21 protein-coding genes are annotated in these 18,123 nt (G+C 64.9%); 11 read left to right on the top strand and 10 right to left on the bottom strand.

All coding sequences use genetic code 11. The annotated features are described in order from the left end of the window. Window positions 1-6: 6 nt before the first annotated feature. A complete protein-coding gene (locus NJT13_RS11410) occupies window positions 7-1,869 on the bottom strand; it encodes an SLC13 family permease (protein WP_254521716.1) in 1,863 nt (620 codons plus the stop codon). Window positions 1,870-1,987: 118 nt separating this feature from the next. On the opposite strand from NJT13_RS11410, the gene hisA reads away from it, so the two are divergent. After that, window positions 1,988-2,749 carry a 1-(5-phosphoribosyl)-5-[(5-phosphoribosylamino)methylideneamino]imidazole-4-carboxamide isomerase gene (hisA, locus tag NJT13_RS11415; protein ID WP_254521718.1) on the top strand — a complete coding sequence of 254 codons (762 nt, stop codon included), beginning with the start codon at window positions 1,988-1,990 and terminating at the stop codon, window positions 2,747-2,749. Window positions 2,750-2,850: 101 nt separating this feature from the next. On the opposite strand, the gene NJT13_RS11420 is transcribed toward hisA, so the two are convergent. Together NJT13_RS11420 and NJT13_RS11425 are read right to left on the bottom strand one after the other, a co-directional pair. Next, window positions 2,851-4,347, bottom strand: coding sequence for a TrkH family potassium uptake protein (locus tag NJT13_RS11420; RefSeq protein ID WP_254521719.1), 1,497 nt, complete (start codon window positions 4,345-4,347; stop codon window positions 2,851-2,853). Window positions 4,348-4,453: 106 nt separating this feature from the next. Further along, the gene (locus NJT13_RS11425) at window positions 4,454-4,723 is read right to left on the bottom strand and encodes a DUF8028 family protein (RefSeq protein WP_254521720.1); all 270 of its coding nucleotides are present in this window, start codon (window positions 4,721-4,723) and stop codon (window positions 4,454-4,456) included. Between the two features lie 275 nt (window positions 4,724-4,998). On the opposite strand from NJT13_RS11425, the gene hisB reads away from it, so the two are divergent. Next, window positions 4,999-5,586, top strand: coding sequence for an imidazoleglycerol-phosphate dehydratase HisB (hisB, locus tag NJT13_RS11430; protein ID WP_254521721.1), 588 nt, complete (start codon window positions 4,999-5,001; stop codon window positions 5,584-5,586). 66 nt (window positions 5,587-5,652) lie between these two features. On the opposite strand, the gene NJT13_RS11435 is transcribed toward hisB, so the two are convergent. After that, a complete protein-coding gene (locus NJT13_RS11435; protein WP_254521722.1) occupies window positions 5,653-6,417 on the bottom strand; it encodes a hypothetical protein in 765 nt (254 codons plus the stop codon). A gap of 184 nt (window positions 6,418-6,601) precedes the next feature. On the opposite strand from NJT13_RS11435, the gene trpY reads away from it, so the two are divergent. Continuing rightward, on the top strand, window positions 6,602-7,105 hold the full coding sequence (gene trpY / locus NJT13_RS11440) for a TrpY family transcription regulator (RefSeq protein WP_254521723.1): 504 nt from the start codon (window positions 6,602-6,604) through the stop codon (window positions 7,103-7,105). Window positions 7,106-7,117: 12 nt separating this feature from the next. Here the strand turns inward: trpY and NJT13_RS11445 are convergent, their stop codons facing one another. Further along, a complete protein-coding gene (locus tag NJT13_RS11445; protein ID WP_254521725.1) occupies window positions 7,118-7,543 on the bottom strand; it encodes a DUF7522 family protein in 426 nt (141 codons plus the stop codon). 205 nt (window positions 7,544-7,748) lie between these two features. Between NJT13_RS11445 and NJT13_RS11450 the strand changes: the two genes are divergently transcribed. Then, complete coding sequence (locus tag NJT13_RS11450) at window positions 7,749-8,357, top strand: IMPACT family protein (RefSeq protein WP_254521726.1); 609 nt, start codon at window positions 7,749-7,751, stop codon at window positions 8,355-8,357. A 35-nt stretch (window positions 8,358-8,392) separates the two neighbouring features. Here NJT13_RS11450 and NJT13_RS11455 read toward each other — a convergent pair whose 3' ends face one another. Beyond that, on the bottom strand, window positions 8,393-9,235 hold the full coding sequence (locus NJT13_RS11455; RefSeq protein WP_254521727.1) for a hypothetical protein: 843 nt from the start codon (window positions 9,233-9,235) through the stop codon (window positions 8,393-8,395). A 204-nt stretch (window positions 9,236-9,439) separates the two neighbouring features. Here NJT13_RS11455 and NJT13_RS11460 point away from each other — a divergent pair, with 204 nt between their 5' ends. Then, complete coding sequence (locus NJT13_RS11460; protein WP_254521728.1) at window positions 9,440-9,643, top strand: YgaP family membrane protein; 204 nt, start codon at window positions 9,440-9,442, stop codon at window positions 9,641-9,643. A gap of 83 nt (window positions 9,644-9,726) precedes the next feature. On the opposite strand, the gene NJT13_RS11465 is transcribed toward NJT13_RS11460, so the two are convergent. Both NJT13_RS11465 and upp read right to left on the bottom strand, forming a co-directional pair. Further along, the gene (locus NJT13_RS11465) at window positions 9,727-10,104 is read right to left on the bottom strand and encodes a cupin domain-containing protein (protein ID WP_254521730.1); all 378 of its coding nucleotides are present in this window, start codon (window positions 10,102-10,104) and stop codon (window positions 9,727-9,729) included. 113 nt (window positions 10,105-10,217) lie between these two features. Next, window positions 10,218-10,895 carry a uracil phosphoribosyltransferase gene (upp, locus tag NJT13_RS11470; protein ID WP_254521731.1) on the bottom strand — a complete coding sequence of 226 codons (678 nt, stop codon included), beginning with the start codon at window positions 10,893-10,895 and terminating at the stop codon, window positions 10,218-10,220. A 479-nt stretch (window positions 10,896-11,374) separates the two neighbouring features. Here upp and NJT13_RS11475 point away from each other — a divergent pair, with 479 nt between their 5' ends. The 3 genes from NJT13_RS11475 to NJT13_RS11485 all read left to right on the top strand — a co-directional run bounded on the left by NJT13_RS11475 (window position 11,375) and on the right by NJT13_RS11485 (window position 14,176). Continuing rightward, window positions 11,375-12,097, top strand: coding sequence for a DUF5828 family protein (locus NJT13_RS11475; protein WP_254521732.1), 723 nt, complete (start codon window positions 11,375-11,377; stop codon window positions 12,095-12,097). Window positions 12,098-12,187: 90 nt separating this feature from the next. Then, a complete protein-coding gene (locus tag NJT13_RS11480; RefSeq protein ID WP_254521734.1) occupies window positions 12,188-13,381 on the top strand; it encodes an inorganic phosphate transporter in 1,194 nt (397 codons plus the stop codon). 48 nt (window positions 13,382-13,429) lie between these two features. Then, window positions 13,430-14,176, top strand: a complete 747-nt coding sequence (locus NJT13_RS11485) for a hypothetical protein (RefSeq protein ID WP_254521735.1) — start codon at window positions 13,430-13,432, stop codon at window positions 14,174-14,176. A 4-nt stretch (window positions 14,177-14,180) separates the two neighbouring features. Here the strand turns inward: NJT13_RS11485 and NJT13_RS11490 are convergent, their stop codons facing one another. Then, a complete protein-coding gene (locus NJT13_RS11490) occupies window positions 14,181-15,587 on the bottom strand; it encodes a hemolysin family protein (protein WP_254521737.1) in 1,407 nt (468 codons plus the stop codon). A gap of 195 nt (window positions 15,588-15,782) precedes the next feature. On the opposite strand from NJT13_RS11490, the gene NJT13_RS11495 reads away from it, so the two are divergent. The 3 genes from NJT13_RS11495 (at window position 15,783) to NJT13_RS11505 (ending at window position 17,249) form a co-directional block, all read left to right on the top strand. Next, complete coding sequence (locus NJT13_RS11495; protein ID WP_254521738.1) at window positions 15,783-16,088, top strand: glutathione S-transferase N-terminal domain-containing protein; 306 nt, start codon at window positions 15,783-15,785, stop codon at window positions 16,086-16,088. Then, window positions 16,088-16,603, top strand: coding sequence for a redoxin domain-containing protein (locus tag NJT13_RS11500; RefSeq protein ID WP_254521740.1), 516 nt, complete (start codon window positions 16,088-16,090; stop codon window positions 16,601-16,603). Before NJT13_RS11495 ends, NJT13_RS11500 begins: the two co-directional genes overlap by 1 nt. A 61-nt stretch (window positions 16,604-16,664) precedes the next feature. Beyond that, window positions 16,665-17,249, top strand: a complete 585-nt coding sequence (locus NJT13_RS11505) for an L-threonylcarbamoyladenylate synthase (RefSeq protein WP_254521745.1) — start codon at window positions 16,665-16,667, stop codon at window positions 17,247-17,249. A gap of 46 nt (window positions 17,250-17,295) precedes the next feature. On the opposite strand, the gene NJT13_RS11510 is transcribed toward NJT13_RS11505, so the two are convergent. Then, a complete protein-coding gene (locus tag NJT13_RS11510; protein ID WP_254521747.1) occupies window positions 17,296-17,979 on the bottom strand; it encodes a CRISPR-associated protein Cas4 in 684 nt (227 codons plus the stop codon). Window positions 17,980-18,123: the final 144 nt, after the last annotated feature.

An 18,123-nucleotide genomic window follows, 5' to 3' on the forward strand; every position in this document is an offset into this window, starting at 1 on the left:
CACCCCTCAGATGCCCCAGAAAAACGCGATGCCGAGTACGGTCACGATCGATAGAATCAGTTGTAACGGCGCACCGATACGAAAGTAGTCACTGAACCGGTAGCCGCCGGGGCCGTAGACGAACAGGTTCGTCTGATAGCCGATCGGACCGAGGAACGCGGTGCTCGCCGCGAAGGTCACGGCCAGGACGAACGCGAACGGGTTCGCACCGATCCCGCTCGCCGCTGCCGCGGCCACCGGGATCAGGAGTACCACGCTCGCGTTGTTGCTGATGACCTCCGTGAGGAAGCCGGTCAGGAGGTAAAACAGCCACAGGACGACGATCGTCGGCAGGAATCCAGCCGACTGGACGACCAGCCAGGCGAGATACGCAGCCCCGCCGGTCTCCTCGAGTGCGATCCCGAGGGGAATCACGCCCGCGAGCAGGAAGATGACGTCCCACTCGACGGCGTCGTACAGTTCGTTGGGTTCGAGAACGCCGGAGACGACCATCGCCACGACGCCCGCGAGCGCGGCGATCAGTATCGGATAGAGTTCGAGGGCCGCGACGCCGACGACGCCGATCATGATTGCGACGGCAATCGGGGCCTTGTTCGCGCGGTACTCCGGGCGGGGCGGTTCGCGGGCGACGATCACGTCGTTACGGCGAGCGAGTCGATCGAGCGTGTCTGGCGGTGCCTGAACGAGCAGCGTGTCGCCGACGTCGAGGCGTTTGCCCACGATGCGCTCGGCGACGAGTTCGCCGTGACTCCGTAATCCGAGGACGGCGGCGTTGAACTCCTCGCGGAACCGCTCGGGGTCGAGGCGCTCGCCGACCAGGCGGGAATCCAGTGAGACGACCAGTTCCGTGAGAACGCCCGTCTCCTCGTCCGTCGGGAGCGTGGCCACCGCGTTGGGGCCGCCGACGAGTTCGAATCCCGTCGTGTCCTCGAGCGTCGCGATCGCGTCACGGTTCGTCCTGACGACCAGGACGTCACCCTCCCTGAGGGCGGTCGCCTGGCGGGGGGCGACCGACCGCGTCCCGTCGTGGAGCACCTGAACGATGTCGACTTCCGAGCCGAGCACCGTCGTCGCATCGCGTACCGTCCCGCCGGCGATCGGCGACCCCGGTACCACGGCGAGGTCGGCCACGTAGTCGCCCACGTCGTACGCCTCGAGGTAGTCGGCACGCGGCGGGACGCGTTCGGGCAGGAGGTAGTGGCCGACGAAGATCAGATAGAGGCCCCCGACGAGGACGACGAGAATCCCGAGTCCGGTGAACTCGAACATCGAGAACCGATGGAGTTCGGGGTATTGCGACCCGAGGCGGGCACTGACGTCGCTCGCGAGGATGTTGGTCGAGGTACCGATGAGCGTGAGCATCCCGCCCATCTGCGAGGCGTACGAGAGCGGGATGAGAAGTTTCGACGGAGACGTTTGCCCCCGATTCGCGACGTCGGTGACGACCGGGACCAGCAGCGCGACGACCGGCGTGTTGTTCAGGAATCCCGAGACGGGACTGGTCGCGGCGACGGTCGCGAACAGTTGGCGCCGCAGGCTGTCGCCCGCGAAGTCGGCCATCCGCCGCCCCAGTTCCTGGACGAGTCCCGTTCGGCTGATGCCACCGCTCAGGATCAACATCGCCAACACCGTGATCGTCGCCTCGTTCGCGAAGCCGGAGATGCCGGTCGCGGGATCGACGTTCGTCCAGGGCTCGAGGACGACGAGCACCACGATCAACAGGATCGCGGTGACGTCGATCGGCAGGCGCTCCGTCAGAAACAGGACGAGTGCGAGGACGACGACGCCGAAAACGACGACCATGTCCGTCGTCGGTTCGGGCCGGGTCGCGGTCGCCTGTGCGAGAAAAGCGCACGCCGGCGGGAGCATAGGGAGCCACACACCGACCACACATGTAAAAATTCTGTTGAGAAAGGGAACTGTGTGGCGCCGATGGTCGTCCGGCGAAACCGTCGCCTTTACTCGCGGCGGCCTCGGTCACACGGATATGAGCCCAGAGACAGGCGCGGAGGCGGGCGGACGCGAGTCGTTCGAGGTGATTCCCGCGGTCGACGTTCAAGACGGCGCGGTCGTCCAGCTCGTCCAGGGCGAGCGCGGCACCGAAACGACCTACGGCGACCCCGTCGAAGCGGCCAGGCGGTGGATCGACGCCGGGGCGCAAACGCTTCACCTGGTCGATCTCGACGGCGCATTCGAGGGCGACCGAGCGAACGCGGGCGCCATCGACGCGGTCATCGACGCCGTCGACGTGCCCACGCAACTCGGCGGCGGAATCCGCACCGCGGACGACGCCGTCGACCTGCTCGAGCGCGGCGTCGACCGCGTCATCCTCGGCACGGCGGCGGTCGAGGACCCGTCCATCGTGGCCGAGATCGGCGCCGACCATCCCGACAGCGTGGTCGTCAGCCTCGACGCGAAAGGCGGCGAGGTCGTCGTCGAAGGGTGGACCGAAGGTGCGGGGATTTCACCCGTCGAGGCCGCCGAGCGATACGAGGACCTCGGTGCGGCCGCGATCCTCTTTACGAACGTCGACGTCGAAGGACAACTCGAGGGCGTCGCGACCGATCCCGTCCGCGAACTGGTCGCCGCGACCGACGTCCCCGTGATCGCGAGCGGCGGCGTCGCGACGCTCGAAGACGTCCGGGCGCTCGCGGACGCGGGCGCTACCGCGGTGGTCGTCGGCAGCGCGCTGTACGAGGGGAACTTCACGCTCGAGGAGGCCCAGAACGCGGCCGAAACCGTCGAGTAGGTACCCCTCGAAGTGGTGAACGTGACCGCTTTTGCGGCCCGATCGGAGGCGCGCGGATCTGCGACCGAACCGACGAACGACTGCGAGCCAACGGTCGCTCGTCACGATTTCCAGAACTCGGGCGTCAGCAAGACGAGAACGGGAATGATTTCGATACGGCCGATCCACATCATGACGATCATCACGGTCCGGGTAAACGGCGAGAAGACGGCGTAGTTGTCGAACGGGCCGGCCACGCCGAACGCCGGCCCGATGTTGAGGAAGATCGACGCGGCCGCACCCAGCGCGTCGAACTCGTTTACGGGTTCACCGACTCGAGCGCTGTCGGCGACGATGACCACCGTCAGGAGGAAGAAGATCACGATCGCGAGCATGACGTACGTGAAGATGTCACCGACCGTCTCTTCGTCGACCACCGAGTCGTCGAGACGGATCGGACGAACGGCATTCGGGTGAATTGCCACGAACAGGTTTCGCCGGAACGCTTTGAGAATGACCAGCCATCGCAACGACTTGATCGAACACGTCGTCGAACCGGCCATCCCGCCCGTAAACATACACAGGAACAGCATGTGCTTGGCACCGGGAGACCAGAGGTCGAAGTTCGTCGACGCGTAGCCCGTCGTCGTCACCATCGAGACCACGTTGAACAGGCTGTGGCGGATCGTCGCCTCGAGGCCCGGACCGAGATGCGGGTCGAGAACGAGCAAGATGGCAACGAGAGTCCCGAACGACGCGAGAAGACCGACGTAGAAACGGAACTCCGCGGACTCGAGGGGTCGTCGATACTCCCCCTGAACGACGTAGTAGAGGAGGATGAAGTTGGTCGCACCGACGATCATGACGGGGATCAACGTCCACTGCACCGCCGGTGAAAACGCGCCGATGCTGTCGGGTTGGGGGGAGAAGCCGGCCGTCGAGATGCTGGTCAGCGCGTGTGCGACTGCGTCGTAGAGGCTCATGTCGGGTGCGAGCCCGACCAGATGGAGCAGATAGAGAGCGAGCGTCGTGAGGACGGTCAACCCGACGTACAACCACCAGATGAGCCGTGCCGTTTCACCGATTCGCGGCCGAAGTCTGTGGACGTCACGCGTTTGCGTCTCGGTTTCCATCAACTGGGCGCCGCCGACCAGCAGGTGCGAAAAGAGGCCGATCGCGACGATCAGAATGCCGAGGCCACCCAGCCACTGGAGGATCGCCCGCCAGAGCATGGTCGCCCGAGAGTGAACGCCGAAATCTTCGATCACGGTCGCGCCCGTCGTCGTGACACCGCTCGTACTCTCGAAAACGGCATTGACCGGCCGCGAAAAGACGCCCTCGCCGGCGACGAAAAACGGTATCGCACCGACCAGTGCGACCCCCAGCCAGGTCAACGCGACCATCAGGAACGCTTCGCGCTGACCGATCTTCCGGTCGTCGGTCAGCCGCTCGAGGCCGGCCGCGAGGACGAGGGTTACGACGATCGTGACGAGAAACGGACCGGGAGAATCACCGTCGATCAGTGCGAGCGCGATCGGAGCTACTAGCGCGACGGAGAACCACTTCAGGACGGTTCCGGTGAGGCTACAACTCGAGCGCCAGTCGACACGAATCGGCATCTCACGTTCCGAAATGAGCCGGCGAGAGGAATAACAGTTCGGACCGAGTGAACGGGGCCAGAGTGGAACGGAACGCACCCTCGTCCCGAACGGCGAGTGGAGACGATTAGCTCCGATTGTACCCGTGACCGAGATAGAGCGCGAAGACGTTGACCAGCAGCAGGGCGAAAAACGTCAACGTGACGGCGGGATCGCCGAGTCCCTGTGCGAGAAGCGGGAGGTGGACGAACGGCAGCGCGATAGCGACCCAGAACGACAGGAACTGCGTCGGGCCTTTGATCGAACGGACGAGACGGTGGCGTCGCTCGGGTTGGGTCTCCGCCTCAGGGCTCGACGGAGCGATCGATTCGTTCGAAAGCGGGGAGGGGTTGGACATCGGGTCGGGGCACCTCTTCTCGATCACGACATTCAACCCACAGAGCATATAACGGGCTGAATATTGGTGTTGTTTCGGTCCGTTTTATCGCGATCCACCAATCTGACGATATTTTTTTACGCGTTTAGAAACGTTTAGACCTTTTAGTACCTTGTCTCGGTCCGTTTTCCTGGTCAGTCGATCTCGAGGGAGAACTCGTCGCGACGGTCGCCGGTCGGACCGATCCGACGCCGACGAACGGAACCCCCTTGTACCGTGGGCGTAATGAATTCGCCATGAGCGAGCGAACGGCAACCGTCACGCGCGAGACGGCCGAGACGTCGATCGAGTGTACGCTCGAGGTCGACGGAAACGGTGCGGCGACGATCGACACTGGAATCGGATTCTTCGACCACATGTTGACGTCGTTCGCCAAACACGGGCTGTTCGACCTCGAGATCGAGTGCGACGGCGACCTGGAGATCGACGACCACCACACTGTCGAGGACGTGGCGATCGTCCTCGGGCGAGCGTTCGACGAGGCGCTCGGCGATCGGTCGGGGATCGTCAGATACGCTGATCGACGCGTTCCGCTCGACGAAGCCGTCGCGAGCGCGGTCGTCGATGTGAGCGGACGGCCGCGCTGTTACTTCGACGGCCGGTTCTCCCAGGAGTCGATCGGCGAGTTCACGAGCGACATGGCGCGTCACTTCGGCGAAACGCTCGCGATGAACGCCGGCCTGACGCTCCACCTCGAGGTCGCCGGCGAGAACGCCCACCACGAGGTCGAGGCGCTGTTCAAGGCGCTCACGCGATGTCTCGACGACGCGACGCGAATCGACGAGCGGCGAGAGGGAACGCCGAGTACGAAAGGGACCCTTTGACGGCCGACGCGACCCGGAGACGACGTCCGTGCCGTCGCGCCCGGAACGAACGAGACGCGGGCACCGTTACGGCCTGTCGAGCATCTCTCGCTCCTCGACGAACTCCCCGGTTTCGACCGCGTGGTCAACGATGGCCTCGACCTCCTGACCCTCGAGGTCGTAGGCCCCCGCCACCAACTCCTCGACGGCGCTTCGTTGCATCGGAAAGTGGCGGTTGCGAAGGAGCCGGATGACCTTGCTGTAGGCACCCGGTGGGCGGTTCGACTGCTCCACCGCCGCGGTCGATTCGTCCGCATCGACCCCCTCACCCGACGGTTCGGCGTTCGAATCCGCACCATCACCCGAACTGGACTCGTCCGTCTCGTTCTCCCGTCCCTCCACCGTTTCCGCGCCGTTTCCGGCCGTCGGCTCGGTTCGTTCGAAGGTGATTCCGTCCTCGCGTTCCGATTTGGCGGACGCCCCCGAGCGGGTGTCGGGATCAGTCTCGGCTTCGGACTCCACAGCCGATGTCGGATCCGAGACGGGCGCGTTCGACCGCGACGGTCGACGACGTTTCTCCGTCGATTCGTTCGCCGTGGCGACGACGGATCTCGTCCGCTCGACCCCTCCGTTTCCCGTCGACTCGCGCTGGCGCTGGCCGGCGCGAGACTCGGCCTCGACGCCCGCTCGAGCGAGCAGCGGTTCGATCAGCGCCTCGAGCCGGTCCCGACAATCCGGACAGAGGACGACGCGGCGCTGTTCGGCCTCCGTCGGCTCGAGCGAGGGCGGAACGACCTCGAACGCACCGGCAGCGTCGGCACCACAGAAATCACAGTTCCGGAGTTCGCGCATAGTACCGACTCTCTCGGAGAGCGTAAAAATCATCTGTCAACTTACACCACGAGAAAACGGATCGACACCGCTGGCGGGAGCGTGAATCGAGCGGATCGGATCCTCGTCCAGCGGTGCGGATCGGCGGCTGATGCGAGGCATATCACCGAACATTATACCGCGGCGCCCGTAGACCCGACACCGAATGTTCGACGAGATCATGGAAAAATTCGAGGGGTCGCCGAGCCAGCAGGCCGTTATCCGCCTGCTGTTAGAGCGGGGATTCTCGGTCAACGACGACGGCCGGGTCGTCTCGGGCGGAATCGAGATTCCGAACACCGGGATCGCCCGCGAGATCGGCGTCGACCGTCGAGTGGTCGACTCGACCACCGACGTCATCCTCGAGGATCCCGAACTGCGCCGTATTTTTCAGAACATCTCGCAAGTGCCGAGCCTGATGGATCTGGCTCCCGTACTCGACCTGACGGTGCTGTCGATCGCCGTCGACGACGCCGAACGGGAAGGAATCGTCGCCGAAATCACGGGAACGCTCGCCGACCACGGAATCTCGATTCGCCAGACTATCAGCGAAGACCCGGAGTTTACCGACGAACCGCGGTTGTACCTGATTACGGACGAGGACTTGCCGGGCGAGGCGATCACCGCGATTCGCAATCTCGGGTTCGTCCGGAAGATCGAACTCCAGTGAGGGCGTCGCGGGTCACTCGTCGCCGGTCGACTCGTCGTCACCGTCGACGTCGACGGTCTCCGCGAACTCGTCGAGAACCGACGCGAGGGCGCTCGTCAGTTCTTCGAACCGCTCGATCGACATATCATCCGTCGTCACCCAGACGCCGTGAGGACCGCGAATCACCCGCGAGAGAAAGCCGTTGTCGAACATTCGGATCGTCGCCTGGTACTCGCCGAGTTGCGTGTTCCGGTAGGCCGACTGCGAGTGAAATCCCAGCCGCTCGTGGTCGGCGAACCCGACGAGATCCGCGGTCTGCTCGAGGTCCGAGCGGAGGTACAGTTGCTCGACGTCGTCCTCGGTGAAGTAGGTGATACTGCGTAGTTCGTCGCCCACCGTCGTCCGGCAGACGCTGTATAGTTCGTCCGCGAGTTCGGAATCGATGGTCTCGCCGTCCATACATGGATTCAACACTCGGAATACCAATAGCGTACGGGTCCCAGCGAAACCGCCTGTGTCACCGGTCCCGCTTCCCTGGCGGCAAAAAGCGGGACGGGTGCGCCGACGACCGGCGACCGACGACCTCTTTTCGGGGCCCGACGTACCGATCGCCCATGGACGGCGTCGAAGCGCCGGACGCGTGGAACGCGCGAGGTGACCGGCCGTGAGCGGCGCCTACCGTACCGTGGCTGAACCCGCGACCGCGGAATTCGTCGTCCAGGGCTCGCAGTTCATCGGTCACGTCCGACCGGTCGGTTCCGTCTCGGCCGCCGACGAGTTCATCGACGCCGTTCGGGTCGAGTACGCCGACGCCACGCACAACGTCCCCGCGTATCGCGTGCGCGCCGACGCCGACGGTGACTTCCTGCGCGAGTACGCGAGCGACGAGGGCGAACCCTCCGGCTCGGCCGGCAAACCGGCGTTGAACGTCCTCACCCAGCGGGATCTCGAGAACTGCGCGGTCGTCGTGACCCGCTACTACGGCGGGACGAACCTCGGCATCGGCGGCCTCGTTCGGGCCTACTCTCGAGCCGTCAAAGAGGCCGTCGAGCGAGCCGGCATCGTCGAGGAACGACCGCACGAGCAGGTATCGATCACCGTCGAATACGACGACTCGGGCACCGTCCGCTCTATTCTGGAGAGCGAGGGGTGCGAGTTCGACGCCGACTACGCGGCCACCGTCACCTTCGACGTTCGCGTCCCGGTCGCCGAGGGCGACGCGCTCCGCGACCGCATCCGAAGCGCGACGAGCGGCCGGGCCGACCTCGGGTAGCCCGTTCGAACGATACCCGACTCGAGACGAACCGTCTACCGTGGGAGTGCCACGGGACCGTCGGCCGAAACGCGCTCCAGGCGCCGTTCGATCTCCGTCGCGACGGCCTCGAGATCTGCGACCTCGTCGCGCTCGAACCGCACGTCGAACAAGCCTCTGTCCAGGACGAGTTCGTTATCGCGAAGCCGGACGTGGTCTACCTCGTCCCACCGCACGATCGATCGTCTGAAGGGCCACTGTTTGACGACTCCCGCCTCGTGGACCCGGATCTCCGGCGTCGCGCCCAGCGTTTCGATCCGCCACGTCCCCTCCTCGAGGGCGACACAGACCCCCGTCGTGGCGAATCCCGTCCGTACGATCGAAGCCGTCCAGTCACCGGAGAAAACGGACACCGTTCCCATCAGCAACCACCAGACGACGAAAATCGCGTACAGCCACGATCTGCCCTGTGGTTCCCACCGCCACGTCGCGCTCGGTTCGTCGGCAGTGATCGAATCCACGTAGCAGGTTTCTCCCAGCTCCGCGGCGGCCCAGCCCGTGAACAAGAGGGCGAACGTGAACGTGAGTGCGACGACGCCGACTCGTGGATCGAACAAACCGAGCATTGCGGCGCAACCGAACAGTCCGAACGAGAGGGACGAAAACAGAACAACCGTCCCGTGGCGACGACGTCGACCGATACGGATCGGGGGCTGGGAATAACGTTTCGCGACGTTGATGCCGACGACCAGCCCTCCCAGGAAGCCGGTGACGGCCGCCCCGGCGACGATTGCGGGGGACGCGTCAGTGAAGGCGACACGAACTGTCACGAGACCGCCGACGAGCGTGCCGACGTAGCCACCGAAGGCGAGTCGAAACGCCGACCCACGGGCACTCATGAGCGCACAATCGTGTTTTCGTAATAGAGTGTGTTTGATTGCAAATAACACAGGGCACAATCGTCACGGATGGGGCCGGACGAACTATTCGACCGGTTCGTCTGGAACGACGCTCGGAAAATTCGGCAGACGGAAGGGAGGTTCGACCGGAAACGGGGGGGGTGCAGGGGTTATCGATATACGGCAGTCACCCGTATGTCGAATATGGATCGGAACGTCTGCGGATTCGACCGCCTCGGCCGTACCGTCCTCGCGACGATGTTGCTGCTGGTCGGCTATCGAAACCGAGACCGGACGGTCGGCACGCTCGCATTCGTCGCGGGGAGTGACCTTCTCGCGACCGCTATCATCCAGCGGTGCCCGATAAACGCACTTGTGGGGCTCGACACGTGCGGAGCTGACCGGTAGCGGCGCCGCAAACGACGCGATGGAGCGGCTCTCCGACTTCCGAATCGCGCGAGCGATGACGGCCTCGTTCGCGGCCCTCGCGGTCACTCGTCGGTCTCGTACGGAACCGCGTCGCCGTCGACCGGCGGGGCACCGATCGCGATGACGGAAACGGAATCGGCGGCGTCGGCGGGATTGTACGCTCGGTGGGGCGCTTCCGGCGAGGCCGCGAACATCGACCCCTCCGCCACCTCGAATTCGCCGTCCGGAGTCTCGACGTGCAACGTTCCCGAGCAGACGACGAACGCCTCCTCCTGGGTCTCGTGATAGTGGTAGGCGAGCGGCAGCTGTTCGCCCGGTTCCGCGACGAACCGGTTGATCGCAACGCTATCCAGCCCGGCAGCCTCGCTCAATCGGCGGAGATCGCAGGGTCGATCGGCGACGGGCTCTCTATCCTCCGGGTCGATGACTGAATATCCCATGGGAGCCGTTTCCAGGGAACCCGCAAAAGTCCGTCGGCGCCCGAGACTCGAGGGGACGCCACCACAGCCGCCGGCGGCGGACGCAGACGTCGGACGGCGCGAACGATCGGACCTTACGTCGTCCGGAACGCTCGGTCGCCAGCGTCTCCGAGGCCCGGGACGATGAAGCCGTCGTCGTCGAGGCGGTCGTCGATCGACACCGTCAGCAGATCCGCCTCGGGACACGACTCGCCGACCCGGAGCAGCCCCTCCGGCGCCGACAACGCCGAGAGAACGATCAGATTCTCCGGCTGCGTGGCGGTCTCGACGACGTGCTCGAGGACGGTACACATCGTACTCCCCGTCGCGAGCATGGGATCGGCGACGATGACGGTGTCCTCCTCGTGTATCTCGGGCAGTTTCACGTAGTCGACGGTGATGGGAAACGACCCGTCTTCGTCGCGACCCGCCTCCTCGTCCCGGCTCGCACTGATGACGCCCTGACGAGCCCGGGGAAACGCCTTCAACAGTCCCTCGACGAACGGCGTCGCGGCGCGCAAGACGTTGATGATGACGACGTTATCGAGCCCGCGGACGCGCTCGCCCATCGTCTTCTCGAGCGGGGTTTCGATCTCGACGTACTCGGTTTCCATCCGGCCGTCGATGATTTCGTAGCCGCAGATCCGGCCGAGTTTGACCAGCCCCTTTCGAAAGCTGACTTGCTCGGTCTCGACGTCGCGAAGCCGCGAGAGTGTGTCCTTCGCCAGTGCGTGGGTAACGAGATAGGCGTTTTCCCGGTCTTCGATCGGCATACTCGTATGGCCACTCGCCGGGTAGTTCACAGTATCGATCAGTGCGAACGGAGTCGCGCGCCTCGAGATCGGCTGCCGGATCGGGAGTCGACGGTCGATATCGTGCTCGCCACGGAGGTATTATCGACCGGCGAATCGCGCTCCGGGACGAATTCGGCCCGCCACTATCGCCCCGTGGACGTGGGCACGGCCTCCAGCCATCATCCTACGGGACGGGAGGCGGCAGGGCGGCTACGTACGGTCGCGGACAGGGCGACGGTCGCGGACTGGACAGCCGCTACCAGGCCGCCGCGATCCATCGATTTCTCGGGCGATACGTCCCCGCAGGCGTCCGTCAGTGACGGCTCCGCCCGATACCGTCCGTGACGTTCCCGTCTGTGACGGCTCCGCTCACTTCCGGACCGTGATCGTCCTGCCGTCCCTGCGGGCGACGGCAGAGAAGTTTATACCGATCCGCACGCTACCACACGCCCAGCCGAATGGAAGAGAGCATCTCGGGATTCAAGGTTCGCGGTGACTGGGGCGACATCGTCGAACACGGCGAGCGGATCACGCGCGCATTGCAAGATGCCGGGGCTCACGACCTCGACCGAGGCGACGGTGCGCAGTATGTTCGCGCATTCGAGGAGTGGGACGAGTGGCGGCCCAAGGCCCACGAAACACTCGATGCCGACGTCAGTGAAAAAACCGCAGACCAGGCGAGTGTCGAGGAAGGCAAGGGCGAAAAGGCCGGCAAAGAGCCGGACGAGGACATCAAGACGGCCGGTGAAAAGCTGTCCGAGTCCTACGAGAAACTCGAGGACGACGACGCGGAGGCCGCGGTCGGCAACTGGAAGGAGTCGATCGACTACGTCGCGCGAGCGGCCGACTCGGCGGGGCGCAAGGCCCTGCGCCGCGTCGAAGACACGGTCTATCAGAACGTGATGACGCAGCTCGCACCCTACTACTTCGACAACGAACTCGTCAGCGCAAACGTACAGCAGTCGACGCGAAACGGCGGAACCAGCGAGCAGTTCGTCTTCGAAGTCAACGTCAACGACGACGAACTCAAAGATGACGTCTCCGACCTGTTGGCCGAATACGAGGACGATATCGACCGCTGGCACGTCGAGGTCGAGAAAGACACGGACGCCGCCGAGGCTATCGAGGGGGCCGAGCCACCGCCCGAACCCGATGACAACTCCAGATCGACGACGAACTGAGGGATTGCCCGTCGGTCGGCAGCCACCGGCCGACTCTCGCAGCCGACGGTCGGCACACACTTGTAGGGTCGGCAAATAGGGAGCGAGTAGATGGTCGACATCGCCACGCTCGGGACCTTCGCCGTGGCCGCAGTCGCGAGCCTCTTTATGGCCTGGGCGATCGGCGCTGGCTCGAGCGGTTCCACGCCGTTCGCACCGGCCGTCGGTGCGAACGCAATTTCAGTGATGCGAGCCGGATTTCTCGTCGGATTGCTCGGTTTCGGCGGTGCGGTGCTCCAGGGGGCGAACGTCTCCGAAGCGGTCGGCACGGAGCTTATCGGCGGAGTGATGCTTTCGTCGATCGCCGCCACCCTGGCTCTCCTGATCGCGGCCGCCCTCGTGGCCACCGGTATCTTCACCGGGTATCCGATCGCGACGGCGTTTACCGTGACCGGGGCCGTCATCGGCGTCGGCCTCGCGCTGGGCGGCGATCCGGCGTGGCCGAAGTACACCGAGATGGCCACGCTATGGCTGTTGACACCGTTGGTCGGCGGGGGAATCGCCTACGCGGTCGCCCGGCTTCTCCGCGCCGCGTGGGTCTCGGAGACGTATTTCATCGTCTTGCTGGCCGGACTCGTCGGCGGAATCGTCGCCAACATCAAATTCGCCCTCCTCGGCCCGCCGGGGGGCGGCGGCGCATCGATCGCCCAGGTCTCGGGCGAGTGGCTCCCCGGCCCGGACATCGCCGGCCTCGCCGCCGCGACGCTGGTGATCGCGGCGGTCTGGGCGGGCCTGATCGCGTTCGACCTCGGAAACGGACTCGAACGCGGCGAACGACATTTCCTGCTCGTCCTCGGCGGCCTGGTCGCCTTTTCCGCCGGGGGCAGTCAGGTCGGGCTGGCGATCGGTCCGCTGGTCCCCCTCTCGAGCGAGTTCGAGTTGCCGTTGTTTGCGATGCTCGTCGGCGGCGGATTCGGTCTCCTGCTCGGATCGTGGACCGGCGCACCGCGGATGATCAAGGCGATTTCGCAGGACTACTCCTCGCTGGGGCCCCGTCGGTCGATCGCCGCACTCATTCCCTCGTTCATCATCGCACAGGCCGCGGTGTTCTACGGTATCCCGGTCTCGTTCAACGAGATTATCGTCAGCGCAATTATCGGCAGCGGGTACGCTGCGGCCGACGCCGGCGGCGGCGTCAGCGCTCGGAAAATGGGGTTCACCGTCCTCGCGTGGATCGGCTCGCTGGCCGGTTCGATCATCGTCGCGTACGTCGGCTACGCTGCCATCGATGCGATCGCGCTCTGAGCCGGCCGATATCGAACGGTCTTTACACGACGGCTTGTGAGTGTGTCTATGGACGAGGACACCGTCGATTCCCCGAGGGATGGAGGTGGGGACGAGTCGATCCAGTGGCGACGGGACGCGAGTACGTCCCGAACCGTTCGACTCCTGTGGACGTTCGGCGTCGGTACGTTCTTCGCCGCGATCGGGATCGTCATCTGCTGGCGGCTCTACCGGCTGGCCGGTGAGGCAGCCGGCGGACTCGGCCGAAACGCCGTCCTCGCACTCATCGCGGCCTTCGCAGCGACGATCCTCGCGCTCGCCGTCGCAGCGGACACCGAACGACACCTCGAGCGCCTCGCCGACCCGCTCTCGATCGACGTTCCGACGGGAACGCGCCTGGACCGGGCGATGGATGCCGCGGTCGGCACGGTCGTGATGGGCGCTTTCATCGGCGTACTGATGGGAGTCGGGCGATACGTCTCCCAGAACGAACTTCTGGCCGTCGGTGCGGGCCCCTTCACCGGGTTCGCCGCATTTTTGCTGCCACTCGCACTCGTCGCGCTCGTCCTGGCGTCGTTCCTCCAGTCGGTCGGCACGCTCGACCGTTCGGAACGGGTGATCTACCTCTACGAGCCGAAACAACGAGTCGATCTGACGGTGATTACCGACGTTTCGGTTCGACGTCTCGGCGACGCCGCCGTGGTGAAACTCGGTTACGCACAACCCGACGGGCAGTACGTTCAGGGGCCGCGTCGAATCGTCGTTCCGCCCGAAATCGCACGCGACGTCGCGTCCCTCGTCGACGCGAACGGTTGACCGGTCACGTATCGTTTTCGTCGATTTCGAGGGCCGTGGGGCCGCCCTCCTCGTCGGGTTCGGGTTCCTCGTCGACGAGGTCGAGCTTTCGGAGGCGGGCTTTCATGATCCGGGTATTCTCGACCGTTTCGACGGTGATGCGGACGCCGTCGTAGGTGATCTCCTCACCCTCCTCCACGAGGCGTCCCGCGCGGTTGAAGATGAAGCCGGCGATGGTCTCGAACTCCTGGCCCTCCGGGAGATCGATCTCGAGGGCCTCGTTGACGTCTTCGATGTTAACCTCGCCCCGGACGAGAACGGTGTCCGCGTCGATCTCCTCGATCGGCTGTTCCTCGCCGCCCTCGAGGATCTCGCCGACGATCTCCTCGATCATATCCTCCATCGTCACCAGCCCCTCCGTGGTCCCGAACTCGTCGATGACGATCGCCATGTGCATCCGATTTTCGCGCATTTCGGAGAGGAGTTCGTCGACGTTCTTCGACTCGGGAACGTGCAGCGTCGGCTGGATGAGATCGCCGAGTTCGAGTTCGTCGCCGCCGGGTTCGCCGTAGTTGAGGTCCCGGACGAGATCGCGGATGTGGACGACCCCTTGAACGTTGTCGAGGCTCCCTTCGTAGACCGGGACGCGGGCGTGGCCGCTCTGAATACAGGTCTCGATGGCTTCGTCGATGCCGGCGTCTTTCGGGACCGCCGTCATGTCCAGTCGCGGCGTCATGACCTCCTTGACGATCGTGTTGTTGAACCGGAATATCCGCTGGAGCATCTCGTGTTCTTCTTCCTCCAGGACGCCCTCGCGCTCGCCGGATTCGATCATCTCCTGGATCTCGTCTCTGGTGACGTACGGCGTCTCGATCGCACCCGTAGAGCCGGTGAGACGGTTGATCTGTCGCGTGAGGTAATCGAAGAGAACGACGAGCGGATACATCACCCGCTCTGCGATCTTCAAGGGTCTCGCGACGCGGATCGACCAGGACTCGGTATTTTCGACGGCGTAGGACTTGGGCGCGCTCTCGCCGAACAGGAGGACGATCGCGGCGATGCCGAACGTCGCGATCACGACGGACGCCAGACTGCCGAAGTAGAACGCGAGGATCGCCGTCGCTATCGACGACATCGCGATGTTGACGAGGTTGTTCCCGACGAGGATCGTCACGAGCAACCGGTGCGGGTCCGCCTTCAACGCCTTCACGCGCTCCGCGCCCGGAATTCCGTCCTCGGCCATCCCCTCGACGCGGTGTTTCGGGATGGAAAATAACGCGATTTCCGACGACGAGAAGAACGCGGAGAGACCGACGAGGACGACGAGGGCGAGCACACCGAGGATCGTCACCACCGACTGATCGATCTCGAGTCCCACCACCGGGATCTCGTACAGGGCCAACATAATCTCGATGGGTGGAGGCAACGCCATTGATATACTTCGTTATAGCTGGATCGGTTAACAGTTTCCCATTTGAGGATCAGTGACAGTTATCACCGGGTCCGATCGATGACGGCAATCGGTTCCGAACGCGGGCGCTCGAGGACTCGGCGTTGGGTCCGACCGGTCACGGCCATCGTCGCCGCCGACGACACGGTTTTCCGCTCGTTTCCCCAACGGTCGAGTATGAGCGCGACCGCAGAGTCACCGATCACGTTCTACCGGCTGCAGGGCTGTCCGTTCTGCGAGCGGGTCGCCCGGTTGCTGTCAGCGTACGATCTCGACTACCGATCGCGGTTCGTCGAACCCATGCACTCCGAACGGGACGTCGTCAAACGGATCGCCGGGGTCCGGACCGTTCCCGTCATCGTCGACGAGAATACCGGTGTCACGATGGCCGAAAGCGCAAACATCGTCGGCTATCTCGAGTCGACCTACGGTGAGGGAGCGCGCCCCGACCGAGCCGCGGCGGACGCGGGAGGTGACGACTGATGCTCGACTTCGAGGTCGTCGAACTCGGCCCGACGGATCACCCCGAGCCCGGCGACGAGGCGCCGGAATTCACCCGGCCGCTCGTCACCGCCGAATTCTGGGAGGACCGAACCCTCTCGGACCTCGTCCGCGACACCGACGGGCGGACGATTCTCGTCTTCACCCCAATGACGGGGTCGTTTCTCGCGAAATACGTCTGGGACGAACTCGCGGATCGAAACTGGGACGAGCGCTCGGCCCGGATCGTCGGCGTCACGGCGTCGACCCCCTACGGCATCAAACGATTCCTCGCCGACAACGACTATCCCTTCCAGTTCGTCAGCGATCCGGGCAACGGGGTCGCGGCGGCGTACGACGTCGCACACGACTTGGACGGGATGACCGGGATCAGCGAACCCCGCATCGCGTTCTTCGCACTCGACAGCGATCGCACGGTCCAGAGCGCGTGGGTCGCCACCGACTGGCCCGAATTTCCCGACTACGACGACCTCGAGTCGGACCTCGGACTCGCGTGAGGGGCGTCTCGAGGTGCGCACCCGACAGCTTTTTGCGCGAGATCCGCCGAGTTCGAACCGAATGAGCGAACTCGACCGCGCGGCGGACGCGATCGAATCCGGGTCTCTCGTCGTCTACCCGACCGAGACGGTCTACGGGCTCGGAGCGGCGGCGCTCGATCCCGACGCCGTCGATCGCGTCTTCGAGGTGAAAGGGCGTGACCGATCGAAACCGATCTCGTTCGCGGTGCCGTCAGTCCCGTCGGCGCTTCCGTACGTCCGAACGACGGATCGCGAACGACGGTTCATGGCGACGTTTCTTCCGGGGCCCGTGACGGTCCTCTGTCGTCGACGTGACGCCGTCCCGGACGAACTCACCGCGGGCCGCGACCACGTCGGCGTCCGCGTGCCGGATCACGACCTCGCGCTCGCGCTGTGTGAGCGCGCCGGAACGCCGGTCACCGCGACGAGCGCGAACGTCAGCGGTCGCGAGAGCGCCCGGAAACTCGCCGATCTCGACCCCGAGATTCGTGAGGCGGCCGCGGTCGTCATAGACGGTGGCGAAACCCACGGCAGCGAAAGCACCGTCGTCGACGTCTCGACGGAGACGATCCACAGACGCGGCGCGCTGGCCGACGAGATCGAGGGCTGGCTCGAGCGCCACTAGCGCTCTGGAGCGTGGACGGAATCAACGTCCCGAGCCGTAGACGCCACTAGATACCCAGGAGCGATCGCAGCGTTCTCGTTTTCACGCCACATTCGGCCGCGAACTCGCAGGGCTCGCACTTCGAACGATTGGTCGTTCTGGCCGGCGGCCCGTCCAGTTCTCGGACGGTACGGAGGGCGCGTCGATACTGTGCCGTCCGCCGAGTCGTCAGTTCGAGCGACCGAATCACGCCGTAGGCCGGATACTCGAGCCAGGCCCGTTCGACTCGCACGCCGTGTTGCCAGGAAAGCGCCTTCGCGGCCGCGACCGCGTGAACCGACTGGGGCTCCCAGACCCCGGTATCGGGCGGTTCGCCGGACGAAATCAGGACCGGCTCGAGCGGGTCCCCGAGGACCTTGTGGACGATCCCCCGGCAGTGGCGGCCGATTGCGAACACAGCCCGGTCGTCGGGGTCGCACAGCCGTTCCCAGTGCCCCGCGGCCTCGAGTCGTCGGCGGGTAGCGGCCAGCCGGTCGCGGTACCGGATCGCGGAGACGGCGATCGGCTCACAGTCGAAGTCGTCCGCCGGGGCCTCGAGCAACTCGGTGTACCGGGTCGCCAGTGCCCGAATCGCTTCGACTTCGGGCGGCGGCTCGCGATCCTCTTCGGGCAGCGTCCGCTGATAGTAGCACTTCCGCGGACAGTAGGCGGCGGTCCGAAGATCGCTGAACGAGACGTGCGCGCGGGTCACGGGCCGTCTGGCCGCGGCTTCGTATAAAAAGCCACGCACGAACGGAGAGCGGACGCCAGAAATCGGATGGTCGGTGGTTCAAATCCGACACGGACCGTAAGAGACGACCCGCGGGATATCACGGTGAACGGGAATGTTACGTAG

It is taken from the genome of Natrinema caseinilyticum (assembly GCF_024227435.1).
GTDB lineage: Archaea > Halobacteriota > Halobacteria > Halobacteriales > Natrialbaceae > Natrinema > Natrinema caseinilyticum.